We start from the raw sequence: 20130 nt of genomic DNA on the forward strand, positions 1-20130 counted from the left end.
AGGCTCTGTAGCTCAGTTGGTAGAGCGTTCGACTGAAAATCGAAAGGTCACCGGATCGACGCCGGTCGGAGCCACCAGCACGACCGAAGGCCCCCGCTTCCAGCGGGGGCCTTCGCCGTTCCCGGGCCGTGCCCGTCCTGGAGAGCGTGGGGTCAGCGCGGGGCCATGCGCAGGGCGCCGTCCATCCGGATGGTGGTCCCGTTGAGGTAGTGGTGGTCCACGAACGTCTCCACCAGCTGGGCGAACTCCGCCGGCCGGCCCAGCCGGTGCGGGAACGGCACGCCCTCGGCCAGACCCGCCCGGTACTCCTCGCTGATCGTCGCCAGCATGGGCGTCTCCACCACGCCCGGGGCGATGGTGTTCACCCGGATGCCCTTGCTGGCCAGGTCCCGGGCCGCGGTGATGGTCAGGCTGTGCACCCCGCCCTTGGAGGCGGAATAGGCGGCCTGGCCGATCTGCCCCTCGAACGCCGCCACGGAGGCGGTGTTGACCACGACGCCCCGCTGGCCGTCCTCGTCCACGGGTTCCGTGGCCGCCATCGCCTCCGCGGCCAGGGACAGCACCGTGAAGGTCCCGATCAGGTTCACCCGCACCACCGTCTCGAACAGGCGGAGGTCGTGGGGACCGGACTTGCCGAGGATGCGGGCGGAGGGGGCGATGCCGGCACAGTTCACCACCGTGCGCAGGGGGCCGGCCTCGGTCGCGGCCGCGACGGCGGCGCGCACCTGGTCCGGGTCCGTCACGTCGGCGGCGACGTAGGAGACGCCGTCCACCGCGGACGCGTTCTCGATCGAGGAGGGCAGGTCCACGCCGATGACGTGGGCGCCGCGACCGGCGAGCAGCGCGGCGGTGGCGGCGCCGAGCCCGGAGGCGGCACCGGTGACGAGGGCAGAGGTGTTCTTCAGGTCCATGCTCGGCAGGTTACCCGGCCGGGCGCGAACATGACGTGCGCCACACGGCGGGGAAGCCGGCCGGACCCACGCTGATCCGGACCGCCGCTGATCCGGGCCGACGCTGATCCGGCCGGGCCTCAGTGCCTGAGGAACCAGGCCGCCGAGTCCGGCATCAGCTGCCCGTCCTGCAGGGCCTCGTCCTGGCTGAAGATGGCCGCGGCGTAGTGCTCGGGGACGTCCACGGCGGTCTCGCCCAGGTTGGCCAGCACGAGCACCACCTTCTCGGGGATCGGCTCCCCGGAACCCAGGTGCCGGCCGCCACCGGTGGTCACGGTGAAGGCGAGCACCCCGTGGTCCGGGGCGTGGAACCGTGACCAGGCGAACGCCCCGGTGCCCAGGTCCAGTTCGCCGCGCACGGCGATCAACTGGCGGTACAGCTCGAAGGTCGAGCCCTTCACGCCGACCTGCTGGTCGGCGGCGTACCGGGCGTAGGACTCCGGCTGGGGGAGCCAGGGGGCGGCCGGCCGCGCGTCCGCGCCCGGGGCGGCGCCGTCGTCGTCCGCGGGGTTCCCGACGGCGAAGCCGAGCCCGGGCGCCCCGGCGCGCCAGGGCATGGGGATCCGGCAGCCGTCCCGGCCCTTCTCGGCGCCCTCGGTGCGGAAGAAGGTGGGGTCCTGCCGCAGGGAGTCGTCCAGCTCGGTGTGCTCGGGCAGGCCCAGCTCGTCTCCCTGGTAGACGTAGGCGGAGCCGGGCAGCCCCAGCTCGATCAGGGCGGCCGCGCGGGCGCGCTTCCACCCGAGCGCCTCGTCCGGCTGCTCGTCCTCGGCACCGATTCCCGAGGGGTAGCGGGTGGGGTCGGTCAGTCCGAAGCGGGAGGCGTGGCGGACCGTGTCATGGTTGGACAGCACCCAGGTGTTCGGAGCGCCCACCTTGTCCGCCTCCTCCACGGAGACCGTGATGGCATCCGAGAGCCGGACGGCGTCCCAGCCGGCCATCAGGAAGGTGAAGTTGAACGCCTGGTGCATCTCGCCCGGGCGGACATAGCGGAAGAGCCGCTCCAGCGGGGCCACCCAGGCCTCCGCCACCAGCACCGGGTCGTGGTCGTACTCCGAGAGCACCGCGTTCCACGAGCGGTAGATCTCGTGGACGCCCTCCTGGTCGTGGTACGGGACCGGGTGGGAGTGGTCCTGCGGGTTCTCCTCGGCGTGGCCGGAGACGTCCATCCCGTCATCGGTGCTCAACGCCGCCGGCGCCAGGCCGGCGTCCGAGACCATGCCGGGGCGCTCGGCGTGGTCCGGCAGGCCCTCGGCCTTGACCAGCCCGTGGGCCACGTCCACCCGGAACCCGTCCACCCCCCGGTCCAGCCAGAACCGCAGGATGTCCTCGAACTCGTCCCTGACCTCCGGGTTCTCCCAGTTCAGGTCCGGCTGGGAGGAGTCGAACAGGTGCAGGTACCAGTCCCCGGGCGTGCCGTCCGGGTTCGTGGTGCGCGTCCAGGCCTGCCCGCCGAAGGTGGACTGCCAGTTGTTCGGCGGCTCCGAACCGTCGGCCCCGGCCCCGGGACGGAACATGTACCGGTCCCGGGCCGCCCGGCCCTCCTCCGTGTCCGGGTCGGCGGCCAGTGCCTCGGTGAACCAGGGGTGGGCCGAGGAGGTGTGGTTGGGGACCAAGTCCACGATGATGCGCAATCCGGCCTCATGGGCGGCGTCGATCAGGGCGTCGGCGTCCGCCAGGGTGCCGAAGAGCGGGTCCACGTCCCGGTAGTCGGCGACGTCGTAGCCGCCGTCCTTCTGCGGGGAGACATAGAACGGGGACAGCCAGACGGCGTCCACCCCGAGCTGCTGCAGGTAGGGCAGTCTCGCCGTCACCCCGGCCAGGTCACCCATGCCGTTGCCGTCCGCGTCTGCGAAGGAGCGGGGATAGACCTGGTAGATCACGGCGTCCACCCACCAGGGGTTCTGCGGACGGTTGCGGGCTTCGGACGGAGGAGTGCTCAGGGGTCCCGTGGTCATGGGCCCAGCCTAGTGGTCCACGGTTTCCGGGGCAGGGGGCGGATCCGCCACCCCTCGTCCGCCGCGCCGGGCACCGCGGGCGGTCCTTCGCACGGCCCCCGCCCCTGGACGGGGCTCGCGGGGGCTCAGCTGGCGCGGCCGAGCTGCCGCACGGGCAGCCACCGCCGCACCATGCGGTGGTTCGCCACCACCGCCGCCTCCTGGTCGCCGTCCTCCAGCGCCTCGAGCGCGGTGCGGACGTCGAAGGGGGAGTCGTCCGGCCAGACCAGCCGGGCCAGGCCGCCGTAGTCCAGTTCCACCATGGAGTCCGGGTGGAAGGACTCCAGCCAGGCCACGAGGACGGTGAGGTCGCTCAGCAGGTCCATGTCCGGCGCGTGCAGGGAGAGCACCACGGCCGCCCGCCGGGCCCGCTCGAGGGCGAGGGCGAGCGGGACGGTGACCCGCACGGTCCGGACGGCGCCCGCGTCGAAGGCGCCCCCGGCCGGTGCGGAACCGGGGTCCGTCTCGACCTCGATGGTGTCGTCCTCGTGGACGAGGGCGAACCAGGACGCCGGCACGCCCCAGACCGCGGTCCGGGTGTGGACGTGCCGCAGCTCCTCGGGGCCGTCCGCCTCCAGGTGCTCGGCGAGGCGTTCCAGGTTGGCCCGCCGGGCCGCCTCCGGGACCACCAGGTTGAAGGTCTGCGGACGCATCGACTCCGCGAGCTGCTCCGCGGACAGTTCACAGCGCAGCGCCATCTCGTCCGGGCAGAAGTACTCCGAGACGGGGCCGTCCGCCGGCCCGGGCACCTGCAGCACGCGGACCAGGTCCGACCCGTGGGGGAACGGGTCGGTGACGTCGCGCAGCAGCCGGCGCCACGCCCGTCGGGACGCCTCCTCCTCCGCCGCCGCACGCGTGCGGTGACGGACGCGCAGGAACCCGGCCTGGACGGCGTCGGGAAACGCGGCGAGGGGCTGGTAGACGCGCAGCTCGGACTGGTATTCCATGGGCCCGGTTCAGGCCCCCGCGGCCGGGCCGAGCTCCACGACCACGGGGGCGTGGTCCGAGGCGCCCTTGCCCTTGCGCTCGTCACGGTCGATCCAGGCGTCCGTGACGGAGGTGGCCAGGGCGGGAGAGGCAAGCACGAAGTCGATGCGCATGCCCTCCTTCTTGGGGAACCGCAGCTGCTTGTAGTCCCAGTACGTGTAGACCCCCGGGCCGGGGTGGCGGGGACGGACCACGTCCTGGAAGCCCGCCTCCTCGAAGGCGTGGAAAGCGGCGCGCTCGGCGGGTGAGACGTGGGTCAGCCCCTCGTCCAGGAAGAACTGCATGTCCCAGACGTCCTCGTCCCGCGGGGCGATGTTCCAGTCCCCGGTGAGGGCCAGGCGGAGCGAGGGGTCCCCGGCGACCGCATCCACCGCGTGCTCACGGAGCACGTCCAGCCAGTGCAGCTTGTAGGCCATGTGCTCGTCCTCGAGGGCACGGCCGTTGGGGACGTAGAGGGACCAGATCCGCAGAGAGTCCTCGCCCTGGCCGACGGTGGCGGCGATCGCCCGGGCCTCCTGGACGGCATCCACGCCGCCCTTGCCGAACTCCGGCTGGCCCACGAAGGTCCGCTCCACGTCCGCCAGGCCCACGCGCGAGGCGATGGCCACCCCGTTCCACTGCGAGAAACCGAAGTGCGCCACCTCGTAGTCCATGCGCTCGAAGAGCTCCCACGGGAAGTTCTCGTCCTTGCACTTGGTCTCCTGGATCGCCAGGACGTCCACGTCCGTGCGCTCGAGCCAGGACTCCACGCGGTCGGCACGGGCACGGAGGGAGTTCACATTCCAGGTCGCGATCTTCACCCGGCCAGCCTAGCCAAGACCTTCCGCCAGGGGCGCTTCGGGCCGGGCTCAGTCCTGGCGCCACCACGAGTCGAGGATGCTGACCGGGGTGGTCCGCTTGTGGCGGGACCGCAGGTAGACCTGCTCGAGCTTCTCCGCCGCGTCGGTGGGAACCACCCTGCCCTCGAGGTAGTCGTCGATCACGTCGTAGCTCAGCCCGAGCTCGGCCTCATCGGTCTGACCGGGCTTGTCGTCCAGCAGGTCCGCGGTGGGGACCTTCGCCCAGAGCCGCTCCTCGGCGCCCAGGTGCTTCAGCAGCTGCCGGTTCTGCCGCTTGTTCAGGCCGAACAGCGGCAGCACGTCGGCCGCTCCGTCCCCGAACTTGGTGAAGAAGCCGGTCACGGACTCCGCGCTGTGATCGGTGCCGATCACCAGCAGCCCGTGCGCACCGGCGATGGCGTACTGGGCCACCATGCGCACCCGGGCCTTGACGTTGCCCTTGTTGAAATCGGTGATCGGCTCCCCGGTGGCGGCGGTGAACTCAGCCTCGAAGCCATCCACGGCGGCCGCGATGTCGAACGTGGTCTCCGCGTCACCGTCGATGAAGTCCAGGGCGGCCTGGGCGTCGTCCTCGTCATGCTGGACGTTGTAGGGCAGCCGGACGGGGACGAACTCGGCCTGGATGCCCTCGGCGCGCAACCCCTCGACGGCCAGCTGGGCGAGCCGGCCGGCCAGCGTGGAGTCGAGTCCGCCCGAGATGCCCAGGACGAATCCCCTCGCGCCGCTGGCTCGCAAGTAGTCCTGGAGGAACTGGACACGTGCGGCCGCCTCGGCGGCTGGATCGATCTCCGGCTTGACACCGAACTCGGCAATGATGGCCTTCTGCATTTCGCGCATGGGCCCAGCCTAGGGGCGGTTTTAGGTGCGCGACCAGCCGAGGTTCCGCGCCATGGTCTGCAACGCGGTCATCACGGTCTCGTACTGCTCCTCGTCCAGGCCCTCGGTGATGTCGGCCCGCATCTCCTCGACCACGGCGGCCACGCGCTCGCCGCTGGTGCGTCCGGTGCTCGTGAGGGTGTAGAGATCGCCCTCCACCACGAGCCAGCCGGACTCCACCAGTTCGTCCAGGTTCTCCTTCACCGTGCGCGGGCCCTCGTCCGACCCGGCCACGGGCGGCGGCAGCACGTGCCCGAGCTCCTCGGCGGACTGCGGGCGGGAGGTCAGGGCGTTCATCAGCTGCCACTGGGCCCGGGTCAGGCCGTGTTCGGCCAGGGACTCGTTGACGCGCTGGGTGAGCAGCGTGTCCACCATGTTGAGCCAGTAGCTGAGCAGCTGTTCGGTGGGACGGTCCGACAGGGGTTCCTGGGGAGGCTGGGGATCGCTCATGTCACCACCCTAGGAGGGGTCCGCCCGAGAATCTAGGATGGACGGCATGACTACTCAGACCCCGGATTCCCCCGCCGCCCGCTCGGCGGACCAGAAGGCGCGGGACCGTGCCCGGTTGCTCGAGCTCATCCAGGAACTGGCCGTCGTCCGGGGCCGGGTCACGCTGTCCTCCGGGCAGGAGGCCGACTACTACATCGACCTGCGCCGGGTCACCCTGCACCATGAGGCCGCACCGTTGGTCGGCCGCGTCATGCTCGACCTGCTGGATGGGGCCGGCATCGGGTTCAGCGCCGCGGGCGGGCTGACCATGGGGGCCGATCCGGTCGGCACCGCGATCCTGCACGAGGCCGGCCGGCAGGGCCGGGGCGTCGACGCGTTCGTGGTGCGCAAGGCCCAGAAGTCCTACGGGATGGGCCGCCAGGTCGAGGGTCCCGCCGTCGAGGGCCGGGACGTCGTCGTGCTCGAGGACACCTCGACCACCGGTGGCTCCGCCCTGACCGCCGTGGAGGGCGTCCGCGCCGCCGGTGGCACCGTGCGGGCCGTGGCCGTGATCGTGGACCGTTCCACCGGTGCCGCCGAACGGATCGAGTCCGAGGCCGGCGTGCCCTACCTCTTCGCCTTCGGCAAGGACGACCTGGGCCTCGACTGACGGCGGGGCGCCGGAGCGCGCTTACAGCCAGTCGTTGCGCCTGAACAGGACGTAGAGCACCACGGCGATCGCCAGCATGAGCCCGAGGGCGAAGGGGTAGCCCCAGGCCCAGTGGAGTTCCGGCATGCGGTCGAAGTTCATGCCGTAGATGGAGCCGATCAACTGCGGGGCGAAGATGATGGCCGCCCAGGACGAGATCTTCTTCACCTGGTCGTTCTGCCGCACGGACTCCTCGGCGAGCTTCTTGGAGGTCAGGGTCGAGTCCAGCTCCAGGGCGTGCTCGAGCATGGTCCGCATGGCCATGACGCGGTCGTTGAGCTGCTCCGTGTGGTCCTGGACGTCCCGCAGCTTGCGGACCACCTCGACCTTGGACGGGTCCGTCTCCAGGTTCTCGATCATGTTGTCGAGCATGTACGGCAGGGACCGGATCGCCCGCTGGAAGTTCACCACCTCCCGGGAGAGCTGGTAGATGCGCCGGGAGACGTTGCCGTCCCCCGCGAAGATCTGGTCCTCGATCTCCGCGATGTCGTTGTCCAGGCCGTCCGCGACCGGGAAGTAGTCGTCCACCACCGTGTCCAGGATCCCGTGCACCACGGCGGAGGTCCCCGCGGCGAGCCGTTCGGGCCGGTCCCGCTCCAGGTGCAACCGCACGCGGGAGAGGTCCGGCACCTCGGAGTGGCGCACCGTGACCACGAAGTTCGCCCCGACGAACACGTTGAGCTCGCCGAACTCGACCGTCTCGGTCTCGTCGATGTAGCGGGCTGGGATCAGCACGAAGAACCGGTCGTCGTCGTAGTGCTCGAGCTTGGCCCGCTGCCCGCCGGCCAGCGCGTCCTCGACCGCCAGCTCGTGCAGGTTCAGCTCCTCGGCGACCTCCTGCAGCTCCGCCTCGTCCGGCCGGTACAGCCCGACCCAGGCCATGCCACCCAGCCGTTCACACTCCTCGAAGGTCTCCTGGAGGCTGGTGGGGGCCAGGATGCGCTTGCCGTCCTTGTAGATGGCGTTGTCGACGATGGTCACGGCTCCATTGTGCGCCCTGCGGACCGGGCCCGCGGGCACAGCCACTGGCCGCGCCGTCCGGTGCGGTGAGAGCCTGATCGGCATGACCCGGACTGGCGGCTGGCCTGCGTGGCCCCTTCCGCCCGGGGTGACGACAGACCAGAGGAGCCTGATACCGCAACCCGGAGAGAAGCCATCATGCCGAGGACCGGACAGGCGGATCGGCAGCAGGAAGACCAGGTGGATCGCGATCGCCGTGACGACCACCACGGGGATGCGCCACAGTTCGATCCCCAGGGTGTCGCGCAGCTGAGCGGACGTCACGCTGAAGGCCTCCGTCCGCTCAGCCTGGGCCCGCCCCGTGGCCGGCGTCCGGGACACCGCCCATCACCGGGGGCCGTGGTGCGGCGGCCGATGAGATGGCAGGGTGGACACGGTCACCGTGCCGCGGCGGCACGCGGCGGCCGCTCCCAGGACCACTGGAAGGAATCTCACCATGACCGGAACACCGACGGTCATCGTCTTCGATGTCAACGAGCCCCTCTCGGACATGTCGGCCATGCACCACCTGGGTGAACCGAAACGGAGCTGTCTACCCCTCCTCCTGCGCACACCCTGACCTCACAGTGGCCGCCCTGACGGATCTGGCTCCGGCCCTCACCACGGCATCCTGAACGCAACCCCCGATCCAGGCCGGCACCGCCGACACCCACGCTGGCCAGAAGAGGAGAACCATGGAACACCAGCCGGTGGCCCGCCGCACCATCACGGTCGATGGCGCCGACCTGTCCTACCTCACCAGCGGAGATGAAGACGCCCCGCCCCTGGTCCTGGTGCACGGCACCTTCTGGAGCCGGGTGTGGGCGCCGATCCTGCCCGAACTGGGGCACACCGCCCGGTGCATCGCCCTGGACCTGCCGGGCTTCGGGGCCAGCGCCGGAGAACTCCCCGTCGAGCAGGCCACCGTCCCGGCTCTGGCGCGGACCGTCCTGGCGGCCGCCGATGCCCTAGGACTGGGCACTTTCGACGTGGCCGGCCATGACATCGGCGGAGGCATCGCCCAACACCTGGCCGCGACCACCGGCCGGATCCACAGGATGGTGCTGATGAACGCGGTCATGTTCGACTCCTGGCCGGTACCGGCCGTCGAACGATACCGCGACCCCCAGGTACGGGCAGCCACCACCGTCGAGGACCTCCTCGAGGCGCGCACCACCTCCACCCGGGGCAGCGTCCACCGCACCCTGGGCGATGCCGAACTGGCCGACTACCTCAGTCCCTGGCGCGATCCGGCCAGGGTGCGGTCCTGGACGGCGATGGCCGCGGCCGCCGCCCCCGAATACACCCTGGCCCTGATTCCCGCCTTGCAGGAGGCGGCCATTCCGACCCGGCTGGTGTGGGGCCGGGAGGATGATTTCCAGAAGCTCCACTACGCCCGCCGCTACGTCACCGAGATCCCCGGTTCGGACCTGGTCGAGGTACACGGCAAGCACATCCCCACCGAGGACTCTCCCCTCGACGTCGCGCACGCCATCCGGGAACACCTCACTCCAGGCGCCTAGGGCCCTCCTCCCAGCCGGGCACATGCGGCCTCTCGGCGTACTCAGGGTTCTCGGCCCAGAGATCCACACGGCATGGCGCCCTTCCGCTGACCCCTGGATGCGCGGAGCGCTCGGATCAGCGCAGCCAGCGCTCCCGATGCCCCGGGAGCCGCCCGTTCCGGGCTGTGCTGCGCCGGACGTCCAGTCAGTGTGCTAGCAGCAGCGTCCCTGCGGGTTCCGGTCCTGCCAGTCCATCCTGTCCTTCCAGAAGGCCCGCTCGGACATCGGCTCGACACCCGGGTGCACCCGGGCCTGGTGGGCCAGGTAGTGCTGGTAGGCGTCCGCCCCGAGCACGCCGCGAAGGAACCACACGGTGCTCCGCCAGGCCGTGGTGAGCGAGGCGGCCAGTGTGCGCAGTGCCTGCGCCGCCACGGTCAGTGCCTCCCGCGGACCGGCTGGCGCTCGGGCGGCAGGGCCTTCCACTGCGCCTCGAGGGCCTTCTCGGCCGGGGTGGAGATGAGCCCGGAGGGCGCGTAGATGCGGGACTCGACCCGGGGATCCTCGTTCTCCGGCACGCCGCGCGTCCGGTAGGACTTCACGGTCGCCACGACGGCCATGGTGATGACGATGATCGTCAGCACCATGAACACCACCGACAGCGTCCCCTGCACGAAGGTGTTGCGCACGACCGCCTCCATGGCCTCGACCGATCTGGCCGTGCCGAAGCTGGTCTGCCCGTCCTCGAGCGCCTGGCGGAACGCGTTGTGCTGGGCCCAGTAACCGACCGCCGGAACCGGGGAGAAGATCTTGTACAGCGAGGCGGTGATGGTGACCACGGCGGCGAACGCCAGTGGGAGCACCACCACCCACAGGTACTTGAAGGTGCCCCGCTTCGCCACGATCGCCATGACCACGGCCAGTGCGATCGCGGCGAGCAATTGGTTGGCGATGCCGAAGAGCGGGAAGAACGTGTTGATGCCCCCCAGGGGGTCGGTGACGCCGAGGATGAGGATGTATCCCCAGCCGGCGACCATGATCGCCGTACACAACCAGGCGCCCGGGCGCCAGGACGTGTCCTTGAACCGGGGGATGAAGTTGCCGATCGTGTCCTGCAGCATGAACCGGGCCACGCGGGTACCCGCGTCCACGGCGGTGAGGATGAACAGGGCCTCGAACATGATCGCGAAGTGGTACCAGAAGCCCATCATCGCGGGCCCGCCGAACCACTGGTTCATGATCGTCGCGATGCCCACGGCGAGCGTCGGGGCGCCACCGGTGCGGGACACCACGGACTCCTCGCCGACATTGGCCGCAAGGTCCGTGAGTGTCTCGGGCGCCAGGTTCACGCCCATCAGCCCCAGCGAGTTGACGAACTGGACGGCGCCCTCCACGGTGCCCCCGGTCACGGCCCCCGAGGAGTTCATCGCGAAGTAGACGCCGCGGTCGATCGAGATCGCGGCGACGAGCGCCATGATCGCCACGAAGGACTCCATGAGCATGCCGCCGTAGCCCAGGAAGCGGGTCTGCCTCTCCTTCTCCACGAGCTTCGGCGTGGTCCCGGAGGAAATCAGGGCATGGAATCCCGACAACGCGCCGCAGGCGATGGTGACGAAGAGGAAGGGGAACAGTGACCCGGGGACGACCGGACCGTCCTCGCGTCCGGCGAACTCTGAGATGGCCGGCACGGTGATCTCGGGGCGCACCACGACGATCGCGATGGCCAGCAGGCCGATGACGCCGATCTTCATGAACGTGGAGAGGTAGTCGCGGGGGGCCAGGAGCAGCCACACGGGCAGGACGGCGGCCACGAAACCGTAGATGATGATCGCCCAGGCGATGGTGGTCCGGTCCAGGTGGAACAGCTCGGCGCCCCACGCGGACTCGGCGACCCAGCGGCCCGAGATGATCGCGAACATCAGCAGCGCGAAACCGATCACGGAAACCTCCATGACCCGGCCCGGGCGTAGGAAGCGCAGGTAGACGCCCATGAAGAGGGCGATGGGAATGGTCAGGGCGACCGAGTAGACACCCCAGGCGGACTCGCCCAGGGCGTTGACGACGACCAGCGCCAGGATCGCCACGATGATGATCATGATCATCAGGGTCGCCAACAGGGCGGCGGTGCCACCGATGATCCCCAGTTCCTCCCGGGCCATCTGACCCAGGGAGCGGCCCCCGCGGCGCATCGAGAAGAACATGACGAGGTAGTCCTGGACCGCGCCGGCCAGCACCACGCCGATGATGATCCACACGGTCCCGGGCAGGTAGCCCATCTGGGCCGCCAGGACGGGGCCGACGAGGGGGCCGGCGCCCGCGATCGCCGCGAAGTGGTGGCCGAACAGGACCCGCCGGTCCGTCGGCATGAAGTCCCGCCCGTTGTTGTTGTACTCGGCCGGCGTGGCCCGGGTGTCATCCGGCCGCGTGATCTTCCGCTCGATGAACTTCGAGTAGAACCGGTAGGCGATGAGGTAGGTGCACACGGCGGCGAACACGAACCAGATGGCGTTGATCGTCTCGCCGCGGGAGATGGCCAGGATGGCCCACGCGATGCCGCCGACCAGGGCGATGACCGCCCAGAGGATGATCTTGCCCGGAGTCCACTTCCGGTCCTCCTGCTCCGCTACCTCGGGGTCGACGGCGGTCGGTGGCAATCCGGTGGTGGGCGCGGAACTCTCGGTCATCTCATCCCTCATCTCACGGTGCCGCGTGGTGCGGGGGGCCTCGTCCCGGAGGCTGGCGCGGCGGGTGCATGACCACTGTCCTCCGGCGCGCGTCAGCACGTCAATACCCACCGCTGGGGCGGCTAGCGTAGGGGCCATGAGTGAACGTGGAGTCTTCAAGCCCGCCGAGTCCGTCACCACCGCCCCGCTGGCGGCACTCGGGCTGATCGGCGGCTACCTGACCGCCCGCGAGACCGGGATCCGTCCCCTCGGCGGGGTCGTCCTGGCCGCGGTCGGCGCCTACGCGGGCCGCACCTGGGCGGCGAAGGCCGGCGCGGGCACCACCGCCGCGCTGTCCGCCGTGTACCTGGGCGGGTTCGGCGCCTCGCACCCGCTGGCCAAGAAGATCGGCGCCTGGCCCTCGGTGCTCACCGTGGCGGCCGCCTCGGCGCTGGCCTCGTGGGCGCTGGTGGACCGCAAGGGGTGACGCCCGACGCCGGACCCGGCACCCCGGGTGCCCCGGTGCCGGCCGCACTGGACCCGGACGTGCCGGCCGAGGCGGACGCCGGCGTCGTGCCCGGTGAGGGGCACCCGCGCGAGGTGGGCGTGGGCCCCTGGGAGGGTGACTGGCCGACGGGGGAGCACTGGGACCCGGACCTGCTGCGGCACGGGGACCGGCGCAACGTGGCCGACCACTACCGCTACTGGTCGCTGGAGGCGATCGTCGCCGACCTGGACACCCGCCGGCACTCCTTCCACGTGGCCATCGAGAACTGGCAGCACGACCTGAACATCGGCACCGTGGTGCGCACCGCCAACGCGTTCAACGCCGCCGGCGTGCACATCATCGGCCGGCGCCGCTGGAACCGGCGCGGGGCCATGGTCACGGACCGCTACCTGCACGTGCACCACCACCCGACGGTGGAGGACTTCATCGACTGGGCACGGTCCGAGGGACTGACGGTGCTGGGCATCGACATCTTCCCGGACTCGGTGCCGCTGGAGACCTACCGGCTGCCCGAGCGGTGCGTGCTGGTCTTCGGCCAGGAGGGGCCGGGACTGTCCGAGGAGGTGCACCGCGCGGCGGAGGCGACGCTGTCCATCGCCCAGTTCGGCTCCACCCGGTCCATCAACGCCGGCGTGGCGGCGGGGATCGCCATGCACGCCTGGGTCCGCCGCCACGTGTTCGGTACCTGACCGCCGCCGCGGCATCCGCCGGACACCCTCACGGGAGTCCACCGGCCGCGCGTGCTCGTAGGCTGGACCACAGCACCGCGTCCTCCAGGCCTCAGGAGCCAGCCCGTGACCACACCGCATGCCCCGCAGCACCCGCAGGATCCCTTGGCCGGCACCGGTCCGCACCGGGCCGGCCCCGGCGCCACCCCGGACGGTGACGCCGAGCCCGCCACCGGGTCCCCGGCCGCACGGCCACCGGGACCGTGGTCGGACGGGATGGGCCGGGCCGGGGCCCGGGCCGGGCAGACGCTGCTGATCGCCGCGGTCGTCGTCGGGGTCCTGTGGCTCCTGCTGCGCGTGAGCGTCGTGCTGGTCGCGGTGCTGGTCGCGTTCATCCTGGCGGCCGCCGTGGCCCCGCTGGTGCGGTGGCTGGTGGCCAGGGGCTGGTCCCACCTCTGGGCCACCCTCGCGGCCTTCCTGGGCATCCTGGTCCTCGTCGGTGGCGTGGTCACCGGAGTGGTCGTCGCCGTCCGGAACGAGTGGGACGCCCTCACCGCCTCGGCGATCGCCGGCTGGCAGCAACTGCAGGACTGGATCACCTCCGGCCCGCTGCCGGTGGACGCCGGGGCCCTGCAGGACGCCACCGGTCAGGTCACGGACTTCCTCACCGGTGGTGAGTTCGCCCGGGGCCTGGCCAGCAACACCCTGACCGGCCTGTCCGCGGCCACCGAGTTCCTCACCGGCGTGGTGCTGATGGTCGTGGTGCTGTTCTTCCTGCTCAAGGACGGCTGGAAGATCACCAGCTTCACCCTCCGCTGGTTCCGGGACGGGACCCGCGCCAAACTCGCCGAGTCCGTGGACCGGTCCTCGCAGGTGCTCGGCGGCTACGTCCGCGGCACCGCCACCGTGGCCCTGGTGGACGCCGTGCTGATCGGGCTCGGCCTGTTCATCATCGGCGTCCCGCTGGCCCTGCCCCTGGCGGTGATCGTGTTCATCGGTGCGTTCGTGCCCATCGTGGGGGCCACGGTCGCCGGGATCCTGGCCGCCCTGGTCGCCCTGGTCACCACCGGGCCGGTCGAGGCCCTGATCGTGGTCGCGATCGTGGTCGCCGTCAACCAGCTCGAGGGCAACCTGCTCCAGCCCGTCGTCATGGGCCGCACCCTGAGCCTGCACGCCCTGATCGTGCTGCTGGCCCTGACGGTCGGCACCATCGTGGGCGGGATCTTCGGTGCCATCCTGGCCGTGCCCTACACCGCCGTGGCGTGGACCCTGATCCAGGTCTGGTCCGATCGCTACCAGACCGGCCCCGACCCGGTGCTGGGCCAGGACCCCCTCGACCCGAAGGACCGGGCCTCCGCCAAGGCCACCCCGGCCCAGCGCCTGCGCTACCAGCGCATGCGCCGCCAACGCCGCAGGAGCGTGACCCCGGCGGCGGCCGGATCCCACGGGCCCGCCCAGGCGCCACCCGAGGGCGATGACGTCGACGCCGCCACCGCGGACCGGGGGCCCCAGGGCTGAACCGGCGGGCGCCGGGCCCGCGACCAGGTCACCCTGGTGCGGGCGCGGCCCCCGTGCCCGTCCGGTCGCTAGGATGGCTTGCGGACAGGGTCTGCACCGGGGCTGCCTGCCCGCCCCGCCCGCAGGCCGGACTTCCCGACGCCGGCATGTTCGCCGGCGCTCACGGTCACCAGATGCCAAGGAGCCGCAATGCCCATCGCTTCCCCGGACAAGTACGCCGAGATGATCGACTCCGCCAAGGAGGGCGGCTACGCCTACCCGGCGATCAACGTCACCAGTTCCCAGACGCTGAACGCGGCCATCCGCGGTTTCGCCGAGGCCGGTTCGGACGGCATCATCCAGGCGTCCACCGGCGGCGCGGCATACTTCTCCGGCTCCTCCGTCAAGGACATGGTCACCGGTTCCCTGGCCATGGTGGCCTTCGCCCGTGAGGTGGCGAAGAAGTACGACGTCAACATCGCCCTGCACACCGACCACTGCCCGAAGGACAAGCTGGACGGCTTCGTCATGCCGCTGCTGGACGCCTCCGAGGCCGAGGTGAAGGCCGGCCGGGACCCGCTCTTCAACTCCCACATGTGGGACGGCTCCGCCGAGACCCTGGAGGAGAACCTGCGCATCGGCCGCGAGCTGCTGGCCCGGACCCACGCCAACCGGCAGATCCTCGAGGTGGAGATCGGCGTCGTCGGCGGGGAGGAGGACGGCGTGGCCCACGAGATCAACGACAAGCTCTACACCACCGTCGAGGACGGGCTCGCCACCATCGAGGCCCTCGGCACCGGGGAGAACGGCCGGTACATCACCGCGCTGACCTTCGGCAACGTCCACGGCGTCTACAAGCCGGGCGGCGTGAAGCTGCGCCCGGAGATCCTGGACGGGATCCAGCGCGAGGTCGGGGCGAAGATCGGCAGGGAGCGCCCCTTCGACCTGGTCTTCCACGGCGGCTCCGGCTCCTCCCAGCAGGAGATCTCCGATGCCGTCTCCTACGGCGTCATCAAGATGAACGTGGACACGGACACCCAGTACGCCTTCACCCGGCCGGTGGCCGGGCACATGTTCACCAACTACGACGGCGTGCTGAAGGTGGACGGCGACGTCGGCAACAAGAAGGCGTACGACCCGCGCGTCTGGGGTGCCCTGGCCGAGACGTCCATGGCCGAGCGCATCGTCCAGGCCTGTCAGGAACTGGGCTCCGCAGGCAAGTCCATCAAGTAACCCCACCGACAGCCCGGGCCGGCCGGCCCGGGCTGCCCACCGGAAGGAACGCCCATGCCGTGGTACGCGTGGATCGCCATCATCGCCATCCTCGTCTGGGGTGGGATCACCGTGTTCAGCATGGCCACGGGCAGGCCGCTGCCGTGGTCCGAGGGCGCCGATCCGCAGGAACTGGACGCACTGCGCAAGCGGGTCGAGGCGCTCGAGAAGGGCACGGCCCGGCCGGAGCTGGAGCAGCGGGTCGACCGTCTGGAGGCCCGGCAGGACCGCCGGGAGGCGCGCGACGTGGAGCACGACCGGTGGGCCCGGCAGGCCCGCGAGCTCGGATGGGACGAGGGCGGGGAGCCGGGGCACGGCTAGAGTCGGGGGTGAACCCGCCCCGCCCACGACCGCCCCGGAAGGAGCACCATGTCTGACGCGTCCCTGGTCGGCAGGAACCTGATGCAGCCCGAACCCACCTACCTGCCCGAGGAGCACGAGGTCCTCGCGCGGATCGAGGCCGGTGACCTGCCGGAGGACCTCGCCACCCGGTTCCCGAAGTCCTCGCTGGCCTGGGCCCTCATGGCGCAGGACGCCTGGGGCGAGGGCCGCACCATCGATGCCTACGCCTATGCCCGCGTCGGCTACCACCGCGGACTGGACGCCCTGCGCGGCGCCGGTTGGCGCGGGGCCGGCCCCGTGCCGTACAGCCACGAGCCCAACCGCGGTTTCCTGCGCTCGCTCTACCTGCTCGGCCAGGCCGCCGCGGCCATCGGCGAGGGCGAGGAGGTCCACCGGATCGACGCCTTCCTGGCCGACGCCGACCCCCGCGCCAAAGACGAGATCGCCCGGGGCTGAGCCGTGACCGCCTCCGTCCTGGTCGGCACCTTCAACGAACCCGGTGAGCACGTCCCCGCCCTGCCCACCTCGGGGGGCATCGTGCGCACGACCGGCTGGCCGGAGGGCCCGGAGGCGGTGGCCGGTTCCGGTCCGGACGCCCCGTCCTGGCTGGTCGCGGGGCGCCCGGGCACCCCGTCGGAGGGCCTGCTGTACGCCGCCCAGCACGTGCCCGAGGGAGCGCTGGCGGTCCTGTCACCGTCGGAGCCGGACGCCGGGACGGAGGACGTCGGCTGGATCACCACCCAGCGGATCCCCAGCGGGGGCGAGAACACCTGCCACGCCGACCTGAACCCCGCCGGGACGTGGCTGGCTGCGGCCTCCTATGACTCGGGCACCCTGACCGTCGCCAGGGTCCTCGGCGACGGCCGGCTGGGCCGGCCGATCGCGGTCCAGGCCCCGGAGGGCTCCGGGCCGGTGCCCTCCCGTCAGGAGGCCCCGCACCTGCACTTCGTGCTGTTCCTCGACGACGACCGCCTGCTCGTCACGGACCTCGGCGGCGACCGGATCCTGGAGTACTCGGTGGCCGCCCTCGAGGCCTCGGCCCGGGCCGCCGGGGGCGACGCCACGGAGGAGACCCCCGGCGCGGCCGACGGCCAGGCCTACCGCGAGACCAGCGGGGTCGTCGGGGAGGGACTGGACGACCGCGACGGCGGGAGCTCCGCGGACGGCGACGCGACCGACGTCGTGCGCGTGGAGACCGAACCGACCGCCGTGCACCGCCTGCCCGGTGGCACCGGACCGCGTCACCTCGCGGTGCTGCCCCCGCTCCCGGGGTCCGACCGGCCCGGGCCGCACCTCGCGGTCGTGGGCGAACTGGACTCGCGACTGCACATCCTGGGCCTCGAGGCCGGGCCGGAGGGCTTCCCGGAGATCGGCATCGTCCCGACCCACGCCCAGGACGCGGATCCGGAGTCGGCCCGGGACAACCTGCCCTCACACCTGGTGGTCTCGGCGGACGGCGCCCTGGTCTACGTGGCCAACCGCGGGCGGAACACCATCGGGGTGATCCGCCGCGGCGAGGCGCCCGAGCTGGTCGCCGAGGTGCCGTGCGGCGGGGACTGGCCCCGCCACATCGCCCTGGCCGGGCCGCCCGGGGGGCAGGGACTGCTCGTCGCGCTGGAACGGGGCGACGCCGTGGTGCACCTGCCGTTCGATGCCGAGAGCATCCCGCGGGGCGTCACCGGACGGACCGCGGTCCGGCGCCCCGGGTTCGTGCTGCCGCTGGACTGAGCCGGGTTCATCTGCCCCGGGAGGGCTCCCGGGGGCCGGTAGGGTGGCCTCGACCCGATCCCAGACCCTTTGGAGGCTGCACGATGCTGTTCCTGGCGCGCATGGACGTCACTTTTCCCGAGTCGATGACGGATGAGGTCAAGGCCGACTTCGTGGCCCAGGAGAAGGAGTACTCGGGCAACCTGCAGCGGCAGGGGAAGATGCAGTCCATCTGGCGGGTCGTCGGGGAGTACGCCAACTACTCCGTCTACGACGTGGCGGACAACGACGAGCTCCACGCCGTCCTGTCCGGTTTCCCGATGTACCCGTACATGAAGATCAAGGTCACCCCGCTGGCGAAGCACCCCAACTCCATCCGGTGAGCACGGGGCGGGGGACCGGCCCGGCGGCGAACTAGACTCGTCGACCGTGGCCAAACTCTACTTCCGCTACGGGGCGATGAACTCGGGCAAGTCCACCGGACTGCTCCAGGCCGCCTTCAACTACGAGGAACGGGGCCAGCGGGTCCTGTTGGCCAAGCCGCAGGTGGACTCTAAGGGAGACGACGAGATCGTGTCCCGGCTCGGCGTCACCCGGGCGGTCGACTTCCTGATCCCCCACGGGGCCGACCTGCTGGAACTCTTCCGTCGCCACGCCACCGGGGATGACCCGGCCGCGCTGATCGAGCACGTGGACGCCGTGGTCAAGCCGGTGGCCTGCCTGCTCGTGGACGAGGCGCAGTTCCTGGAGCCGGCGCAGGTGGACGACCTGCTGCGCATCGCCGTGCTGCAGGGTGTTCCCGTGATGGCCTACGGCATCCGGACCGACTTCCGTACCGACTCGTTCCCCGGCTCGGCGCGGCTCCTGGAACTGGCGCACTCCCTCGAGGAGCTCAAGACCATCTGCCGGTGCGGGCGCAAGGCCATCTTCAACACCCGCAAGGTCGTCGAGGTGGGCGGGGACGAGGCCGTGGAGCGGTTCATCTTCGAGGGCGACCAGGTGGCGATCGACGGCGTCGAGGTCACCTACGAGTCCCTGTGCGGCGTCTGCTACCTGGAGGAATCCGGCGGCAGGCTGGGGTAGGTTGCCCCTAGCCGCCGCCCGTGCCCTGACCGCACGGCGTGGCGCACCAGTCCACACCCGTCGGAGGACCAGGAGACCGAGCATGACCGTCGTGAAGATCAACGCCATCACCGTTCCCGAGGGCCAGGGGCCCGAGCTCGAGGCCCGGTTCGCCGCGCGCAAGCACGCCGTGGACCAGTCCCCCGGCTTCGAGGGATTCCAGCTCCTGCGCCCGGTGAAGGGGGAGTCGCGGTACTTCGTGATCACCCACTGGGCCACCGAGGAGGACTTCGAGGCCTGGCGGAGCGCCCGCAACAACGGTCATGACGACGGCGGACCGGCCCGGCAGCCCGTGGCCACGGGGGCGGAGCTGCTGGAGTTCGAGGTCGTCGACCTCGGCTGACCGGCCCGGACCGCCCTCAGGGGCGCGCCGCCACGGGCGCCGTCCCGAAGAGCCCGTCCAGGATGACCTGCAGCCCCCACTGGAACGCGTCCTCACCCAGGGGCGTCGCGGAGGCGGTGGGGTCCACGGCGGCCAGCCGGGCGGCCTCCTGGGCCGCCGCGATGGAGCCCAGGACGTGGTTCATGACCAGGTGCTGCGCCCACGCGGGGTGCGCGACGCCCGCCGATTCCAGCAGGGAGCGCAGGCGGTTCAGCGGCTTCAGCGCGTCCGGCTGCAACGACTGGGCCACCTGCACGACCTCGGCGCTGTCCGGCACGTTCACGAGCGCTGAGCGGATCCCCGTCGCCAGGCCGGCGACGCCGGCGCGTCCGGCGGCGTGATCCCGCCGCTCCGCCCTGCGGCCCCCCGCCGGAGAGGCGTCCTGCGGTGCCGACGGTCCCGGCCGGCCCGCGTCATCGGGGCCGGCGAGGCCATCGGGACCGTCGAGCCCGCTGAGCAGGCGGGCGGCCACGCCCACCAACAACTCCTGCTTGCTCTTCACGTGCCAGTAGAGCGCACCGACCTGGACGTCGAGTTCCCGGGCGAGCCTGCGCATGGACAGGTCCGCCAGGCCGAAGCGGGTGAGGATGGCCAGGGCCGTGTCCTCCACCTGGTCCCGGGTCAGCGTCATGCGCTCCAGTGTAGGGTCCGGCCCCCGCTCCGAGTCCGGTCCTGCGTCCGCGCCCC

The 20130-nt window shown here is 71.4% G+C and carries 23 protein-coding genes and 1 tRNA gene; 14 read left to right on the forward strand and 10 right to left on the reverse strand.

The genetic code is table 11. The features are described 5' to 3' along the window. The first annotated feature begins 1 nt into the window (after position 1). Positions 2-77: transfer RNA gene (locus Q0283_RS01150), tRNA-Phe, on the forward strand. Positions 78-152: 75 nt separating this feature from the next. Here Q0283_RS01150 and Q0283_RS01155 read toward each other — a convergent pair. The 6 genes from Q0283_RS01155 to Q0283_RS01180 form a co-directional block, all read right to left on the reverse strand. Beyond that, the gene (locus Q0283_RS01155; RefSeq protein ID WP_183529423.1) at positions 153-911 is read right to left on the reverse strand and encodes an SDR family NAD(P)-dependent oxidoreductase; all 759 of its coding nucleotides are present in this window, start codon (positions 909-911) and stop codon (positions 153-155) included. Between the two features lie 119 nt (positions 912-1030). Beyond that, positions 1031-2905 carry an alpha-amylase family glycosyl hydrolase gene (locus Q0283_RS01160; protein ID WP_183529421.1) on the reverse strand — a complete coding sequence of 625 codons (1875 nt, stop codon included), beginning with the start codon at positions 2903-2905 and terminating at the stop codon, positions 1031-1033. A gap of 125 nt (positions 2906-3030) precedes the next feature. After that, positions 3031-3891 (reverse strand): hypothetical protein, encoded by an 861-nt coding sequence (locus Q0283_RS01165; RefSeq protein ID WP_183529420.1) that lies wholly within the window; start codon positions 3889-3891, stop codon positions 3031-3033. Between the two features lie 9 nt (positions 3892-3900). Then, on the reverse strand, positions 3901-4731 hold the full coding sequence (locus tag Q0283_RS01170) for an exodeoxyribonuclease III (RefSeq protein WP_183529418.1): 831 nt from the start codon (positions 4729-4731) through the stop codon (positions 3901-3903). 48 nt (positions 4732-4779) lie between these two features. Further along, positions 4780-5607: an ammonia-dependent NAD(+) synthetase gene (gene nadE / locus Q0283_RS01175; protein ID WP_183529416.1), complete on the reverse strand. Its 828-nt coding sequence runs from the start codon at positions 5605-5607 to the stop codon at positions 4780-4782. A gap of 21 nt (positions 5608-5628) precedes the next feature. Then, positions 5629-6096: a MarR family winged helix-turn-helix transcriptional regulator gene (locus tag Q0283_RS01180; RefSeq protein WP_183529414.1), complete on the reverse strand. Its 468-nt coding sequence runs from the start codon at positions 6094-6096 to the stop codon at positions 5629-5631. Positions 6097-6142: 46 nt separating this feature from the next. On the opposite strand from Q0283_RS01180, the gene pyrE reads away from it, so the two are divergent. Beyond that, positions 6143-6745: an orotate phosphoribosyltransferase gene (pyrE, locus tag Q0283_RS01185; RefSeq protein ID WP_183529412.1), complete on the forward strand. Its 603-nt coding sequence runs from the start codon at positions 6143-6145 to the stop codon at positions 6743-6745. Between the two features lie 21 nt (positions 6746-6766). Here the strand turns inward: pyrE and Q0283_RS01190 are convergent, their stop codons facing one another. Further along, the gene (locus Q0283_RS01190; RefSeq protein ID WP_183529410.1) at positions 6767-7765 is read right to left on the reverse strand and encodes a magnesium and cobalt transport protein CorA; all 999 of its coding nucleotides are present in this window, start codon (positions 7763-7765) and stop codon (positions 6767-6769) included. Between the two features lie 475 nt (positions 7766-8240). On the opposite strand from Q0283_RS01190, the gene Q0283_RS01195 reads away from it, so the two are divergent. Beyond that, a complete protein-coding gene (locus Q0283_RS01195; protein WP_298042072.1) occupies positions 8241-8363 on the forward strand; it encodes a hypothetical protein in 123 nt (40 codons plus the stop codon). Between the two features lie 115 nt (positions 8364-8478). Beyond that, positions 8479-9306 (forward strand): alpha/beta fold hydrolase, encoded by an 828-nt coding sequence (locus Q0283_RS01200; protein WP_183529408.1) that lies wholly within the window; start codon positions 8479-8481, stop codon positions 9304-9306. Between the two features lie 192 nt (positions 9307-9498). On the opposite strand, the gene Q0283_RS01205 is transcribed toward Q0283_RS01200, so the two are convergent. After that, positions 9499-9717, reverse strand: coding sequence for a YbdD/YjiX family protein (locus Q0283_RS01205; protein WP_183529406.1), 219 nt, complete (start codon positions 9715-9717; stop codon positions 9499-9501). 2 nt (positions 9718-9719) lie between these two features. Next, entirely contained in the window at positions 9720-11966 is a 2247-nt protein-coding gene (locus Q0283_RS01210; RefSeq protein WP_298042075.1) for a carbon starvation CstA family protein, read from the reverse strand. Between the two features lie 136 nt (positions 11967-12102). Between Q0283_RS01210 and Q0283_RS01215 the strand changes: the two genes are divergently transcribed. From Q0283_RS01215 to Q0283_RS01260, 10 genes are all read left to right on the forward strand, one after another. Continuing rightward, positions 12103-12432 carry a hypothetical protein gene (locus Q0283_RS01215; RefSeq protein ID WP_029139052.1) on the forward strand — a complete coding sequence of 110 codons (330 nt, stop codon included), beginning with the start codon at positions 12103-12105 and terminating at the stop codon, positions 12430-12432. Between the two features lie 59 nt (positions 12433-12491). After that, a complete protein-coding gene (locus tag Q0283_RS01220; RefSeq protein ID WP_298042247.1) occupies positions 12492-13142 on the forward strand; it encodes an RNA methyltransferase in 651 nt (216 codons plus the stop codon). Between the two features lie 105 nt (positions 13143-13247). Then, positions 13248-14639 (forward strand): AI-2E family transporter, encoded by a 1392-nt coding sequence (locus tag Q0283_RS01225; protein WP_298042079.1) that lies wholly within the window; start codon positions 13248-13250, stop codon positions 14637-14639. Positions 14640-14828: 189 nt separating this feature from the next. After that, positions 14829-15851: a class II fructose-bisphosphate aldolase gene (gene fbaA, locus Q0283_RS01230; RefSeq protein WP_183529399.1), complete on the forward strand. Its 1023-nt coding sequence runs from the start codon at positions 14829-14831 to the stop codon at positions 15849-15851. Between the two features lie 54 nt (positions 15852-15905). Continuing rightward, positions 15906-16211: a hypothetical protein gene (locus Q0283_RS01235; protein WP_183529397.1), complete on the forward strand. Its 306-nt coding sequence runs from the start codon at positions 15906-15908 to the stop codon at positions 16209-16211. A 48-nt stretch (positions 16212-16259) separates the two neighbouring features. Then, a complete protein-coding gene (locus tag Q0283_RS01240) occupies positions 16260-16688 on the forward strand; it encodes a DUF3151 domain-containing protein (protein ID WP_010143545.1) in 429 nt (142 codons plus the stop codon). A gap of 3 nt (positions 16689-16691) precedes the next feature. Further along, a complete protein-coding gene (locus tag Q0283_RS01245) occupies positions 16692-17960 on the forward strand; it encodes a beta-propeller fold lactonase family protein (protein WP_183529396.1) in 1269 nt (422 codons plus the stop codon). Between the two features lie 83 nt (positions 17961-18043). Further along, positions 18044-18322 carry a muconolactone Delta-isomerase gene (gene catC, locus Q0283_RS01250; protein WP_183529394.1) on the forward strand — a complete coding sequence of 93 codons (279 nt, stop codon included), beginning with the start codon at positions 18044-18046 and terminating at the stop codon, positions 18320-18322. A gap of 46 nt (positions 18323-18368) precedes the next feature. Further along, a complete protein-coding gene (locus Q0283_RS01255; protein ID WP_298042085.1) occupies positions 18369-19022 on the forward strand; it encodes a thymidine kinase in 654 nt (217 codons plus the stop codon). 82 nt (positions 19023-19104) lie between these two features. Continuing rightward, entirely contained in the window at positions 19105-19404 is a 300-nt protein-coding gene (locus Q0283_RS01260) for an antibiotic biosynthesis monooxygenase (RefSeq protein ID WP_183529390.1), read from the forward strand. 16 nt (positions 19405-19420) lie between these two features. Here the strand turns inward: Q0283_RS01260 and Q0283_RS01265 are convergent, their stop codons facing one another. Beyond that, positions 19421-20074: a TetR/AcrR family transcriptional regulator gene (locus tag Q0283_RS01265; RefSeq protein ID WP_183529388.1), complete on the reverse strand. Its 654-nt coding sequence runs from the start codon at positions 20072-20074 to the stop codon at positions 19421-19423. Positions 20075-20130 lie beyond the last annotated feature (56 nt).

The organism is uncultured Citricoccus sp. (assembly GCF_937871995.1).
Lineage (GTDB): Bacteria > Actinomycetota > Actinomycetes > Actinomycetales > Micrococcaceae > Citricoccus.

What these genes read in the sequence shown, in the direction of transcription:
- Q0283_RS01155 (WP_183529423.1), bottom strand. Translation starts at nt 911, where the DNA reads ATGGACCTGAAGAACACCTCTGCCCTCGTCACCGGTGCCGCCTCCGGG.
- Q0283_RS01160 (WP_183529421.1), bottom strand. Translation starts at nt 2,905, where the DNA reads ATGACCACGGGACCCCTGAGCACTCCTCCGTCCGAAGCCCGCAACCGT.
- Q0283_RS01165 (WP_183529420.1), bottom strand. Translation starts at nt 3,891, where the DNA reads ATGGAATACCAGTCCGAGCTGCGCGTCTACCAGCCCCTCGCCGCGTTT.
- nadE (WP_183529416.1), bottom strand. Translation starts at nt 5,607, where the DNA reads ATGCGCGAAATGCAGAAGGCCATCATTGCCGAGTTCGGTGTCAAGCCG.
- Q0283_RS01180 (WP_183529414.1), bottom strand. Translation starts at nt 6,096, where the DNA reads ATGAGCGATCCCCAGCCTCCCCAGGAACCCCTGTCGGACCGTCCCACC.
- pyrE (WP_183529412.1), top strand. Translation starts at nt 6,143, where the DNA reads ATGACTACTCAGACCCCGGATTCCCCCGCCGCCCGCTCGGCGGACCAG.
- Q0283_RS01195 (WP_298042072.1), top strand. Translation starts at nt 8,241, where the DNA reads ATGACCGGAACACCGACGGTCATCGTCTTCGATGTCAACGAGCCCCTC.
- Q0283_RS01200 (WP_183529408.1), top strand. Translation starts at nt 8,479, where the DNA reads ATGGAACACCAGCCGGTGGCCCGCCGCACCATCACGGTCGATGGCGCC.
- Q0283_RS01210 (WP_298042075.1), bottom strand. Translation starts at nt 11,966, where the DNA reads ATGACCGAGAGTTCCGCGCCCACCACCGGATTGCCACCGACCGCCGTC.
- Q0283_RS01215 (WP_029139052.1), top strand. Translation starts at nt 12,103, where the DNA reads ATGAGTGAACGTGGAGTCTTCAAGCCCGCCGAGTCCGTCACCACCGCC.
- fbaA (WP_183529399.1), top strand. Translation starts at nt 14,829, where the DNA reads ATGCCCATCGCTTCCCCGGACAAGTACGCCGAGATGATCGACTCCGCC.
- Q0283_RS01235 (WP_183529397.1), top strand. Translation starts at nt 15,906, where the DNA reads ATGCCGTGGTACGCGTGGATCGCCATCATCGCCATCCTCGTCTGGGGT.
- Q0283_RS01240 (WP_010143545.1), top strand. Translation starts at nt 16,260, where the DNA reads ATGTCTGACGCGTCCCTGGTCGGCAGGAACCTGATGCAGCCCGAACCC.
- catC (WP_183529394.1), top strand. Translation starts at nt 18,044, where the DNA reads ATGCTGTTCCTGGCGCGCATGGACGTCACTTTTCCCGAGTCGATGACG.
- Q0283_RS01260 (WP_183529390.1), top strand. Translation starts at nt 19,105, where the DNA reads ATGACCGTCGTGAAGATCAACGCCATCACCGTTCCCGAGGGCCAGGGG.
- Q0283_RS01265 (WP_183529388.1), bottom strand. Translation starts at nt 20,074, where the DNA reads ATGACGCTGACCCGGGACCAGGTGGAGGACACGGCCCTGGCCATCCTC.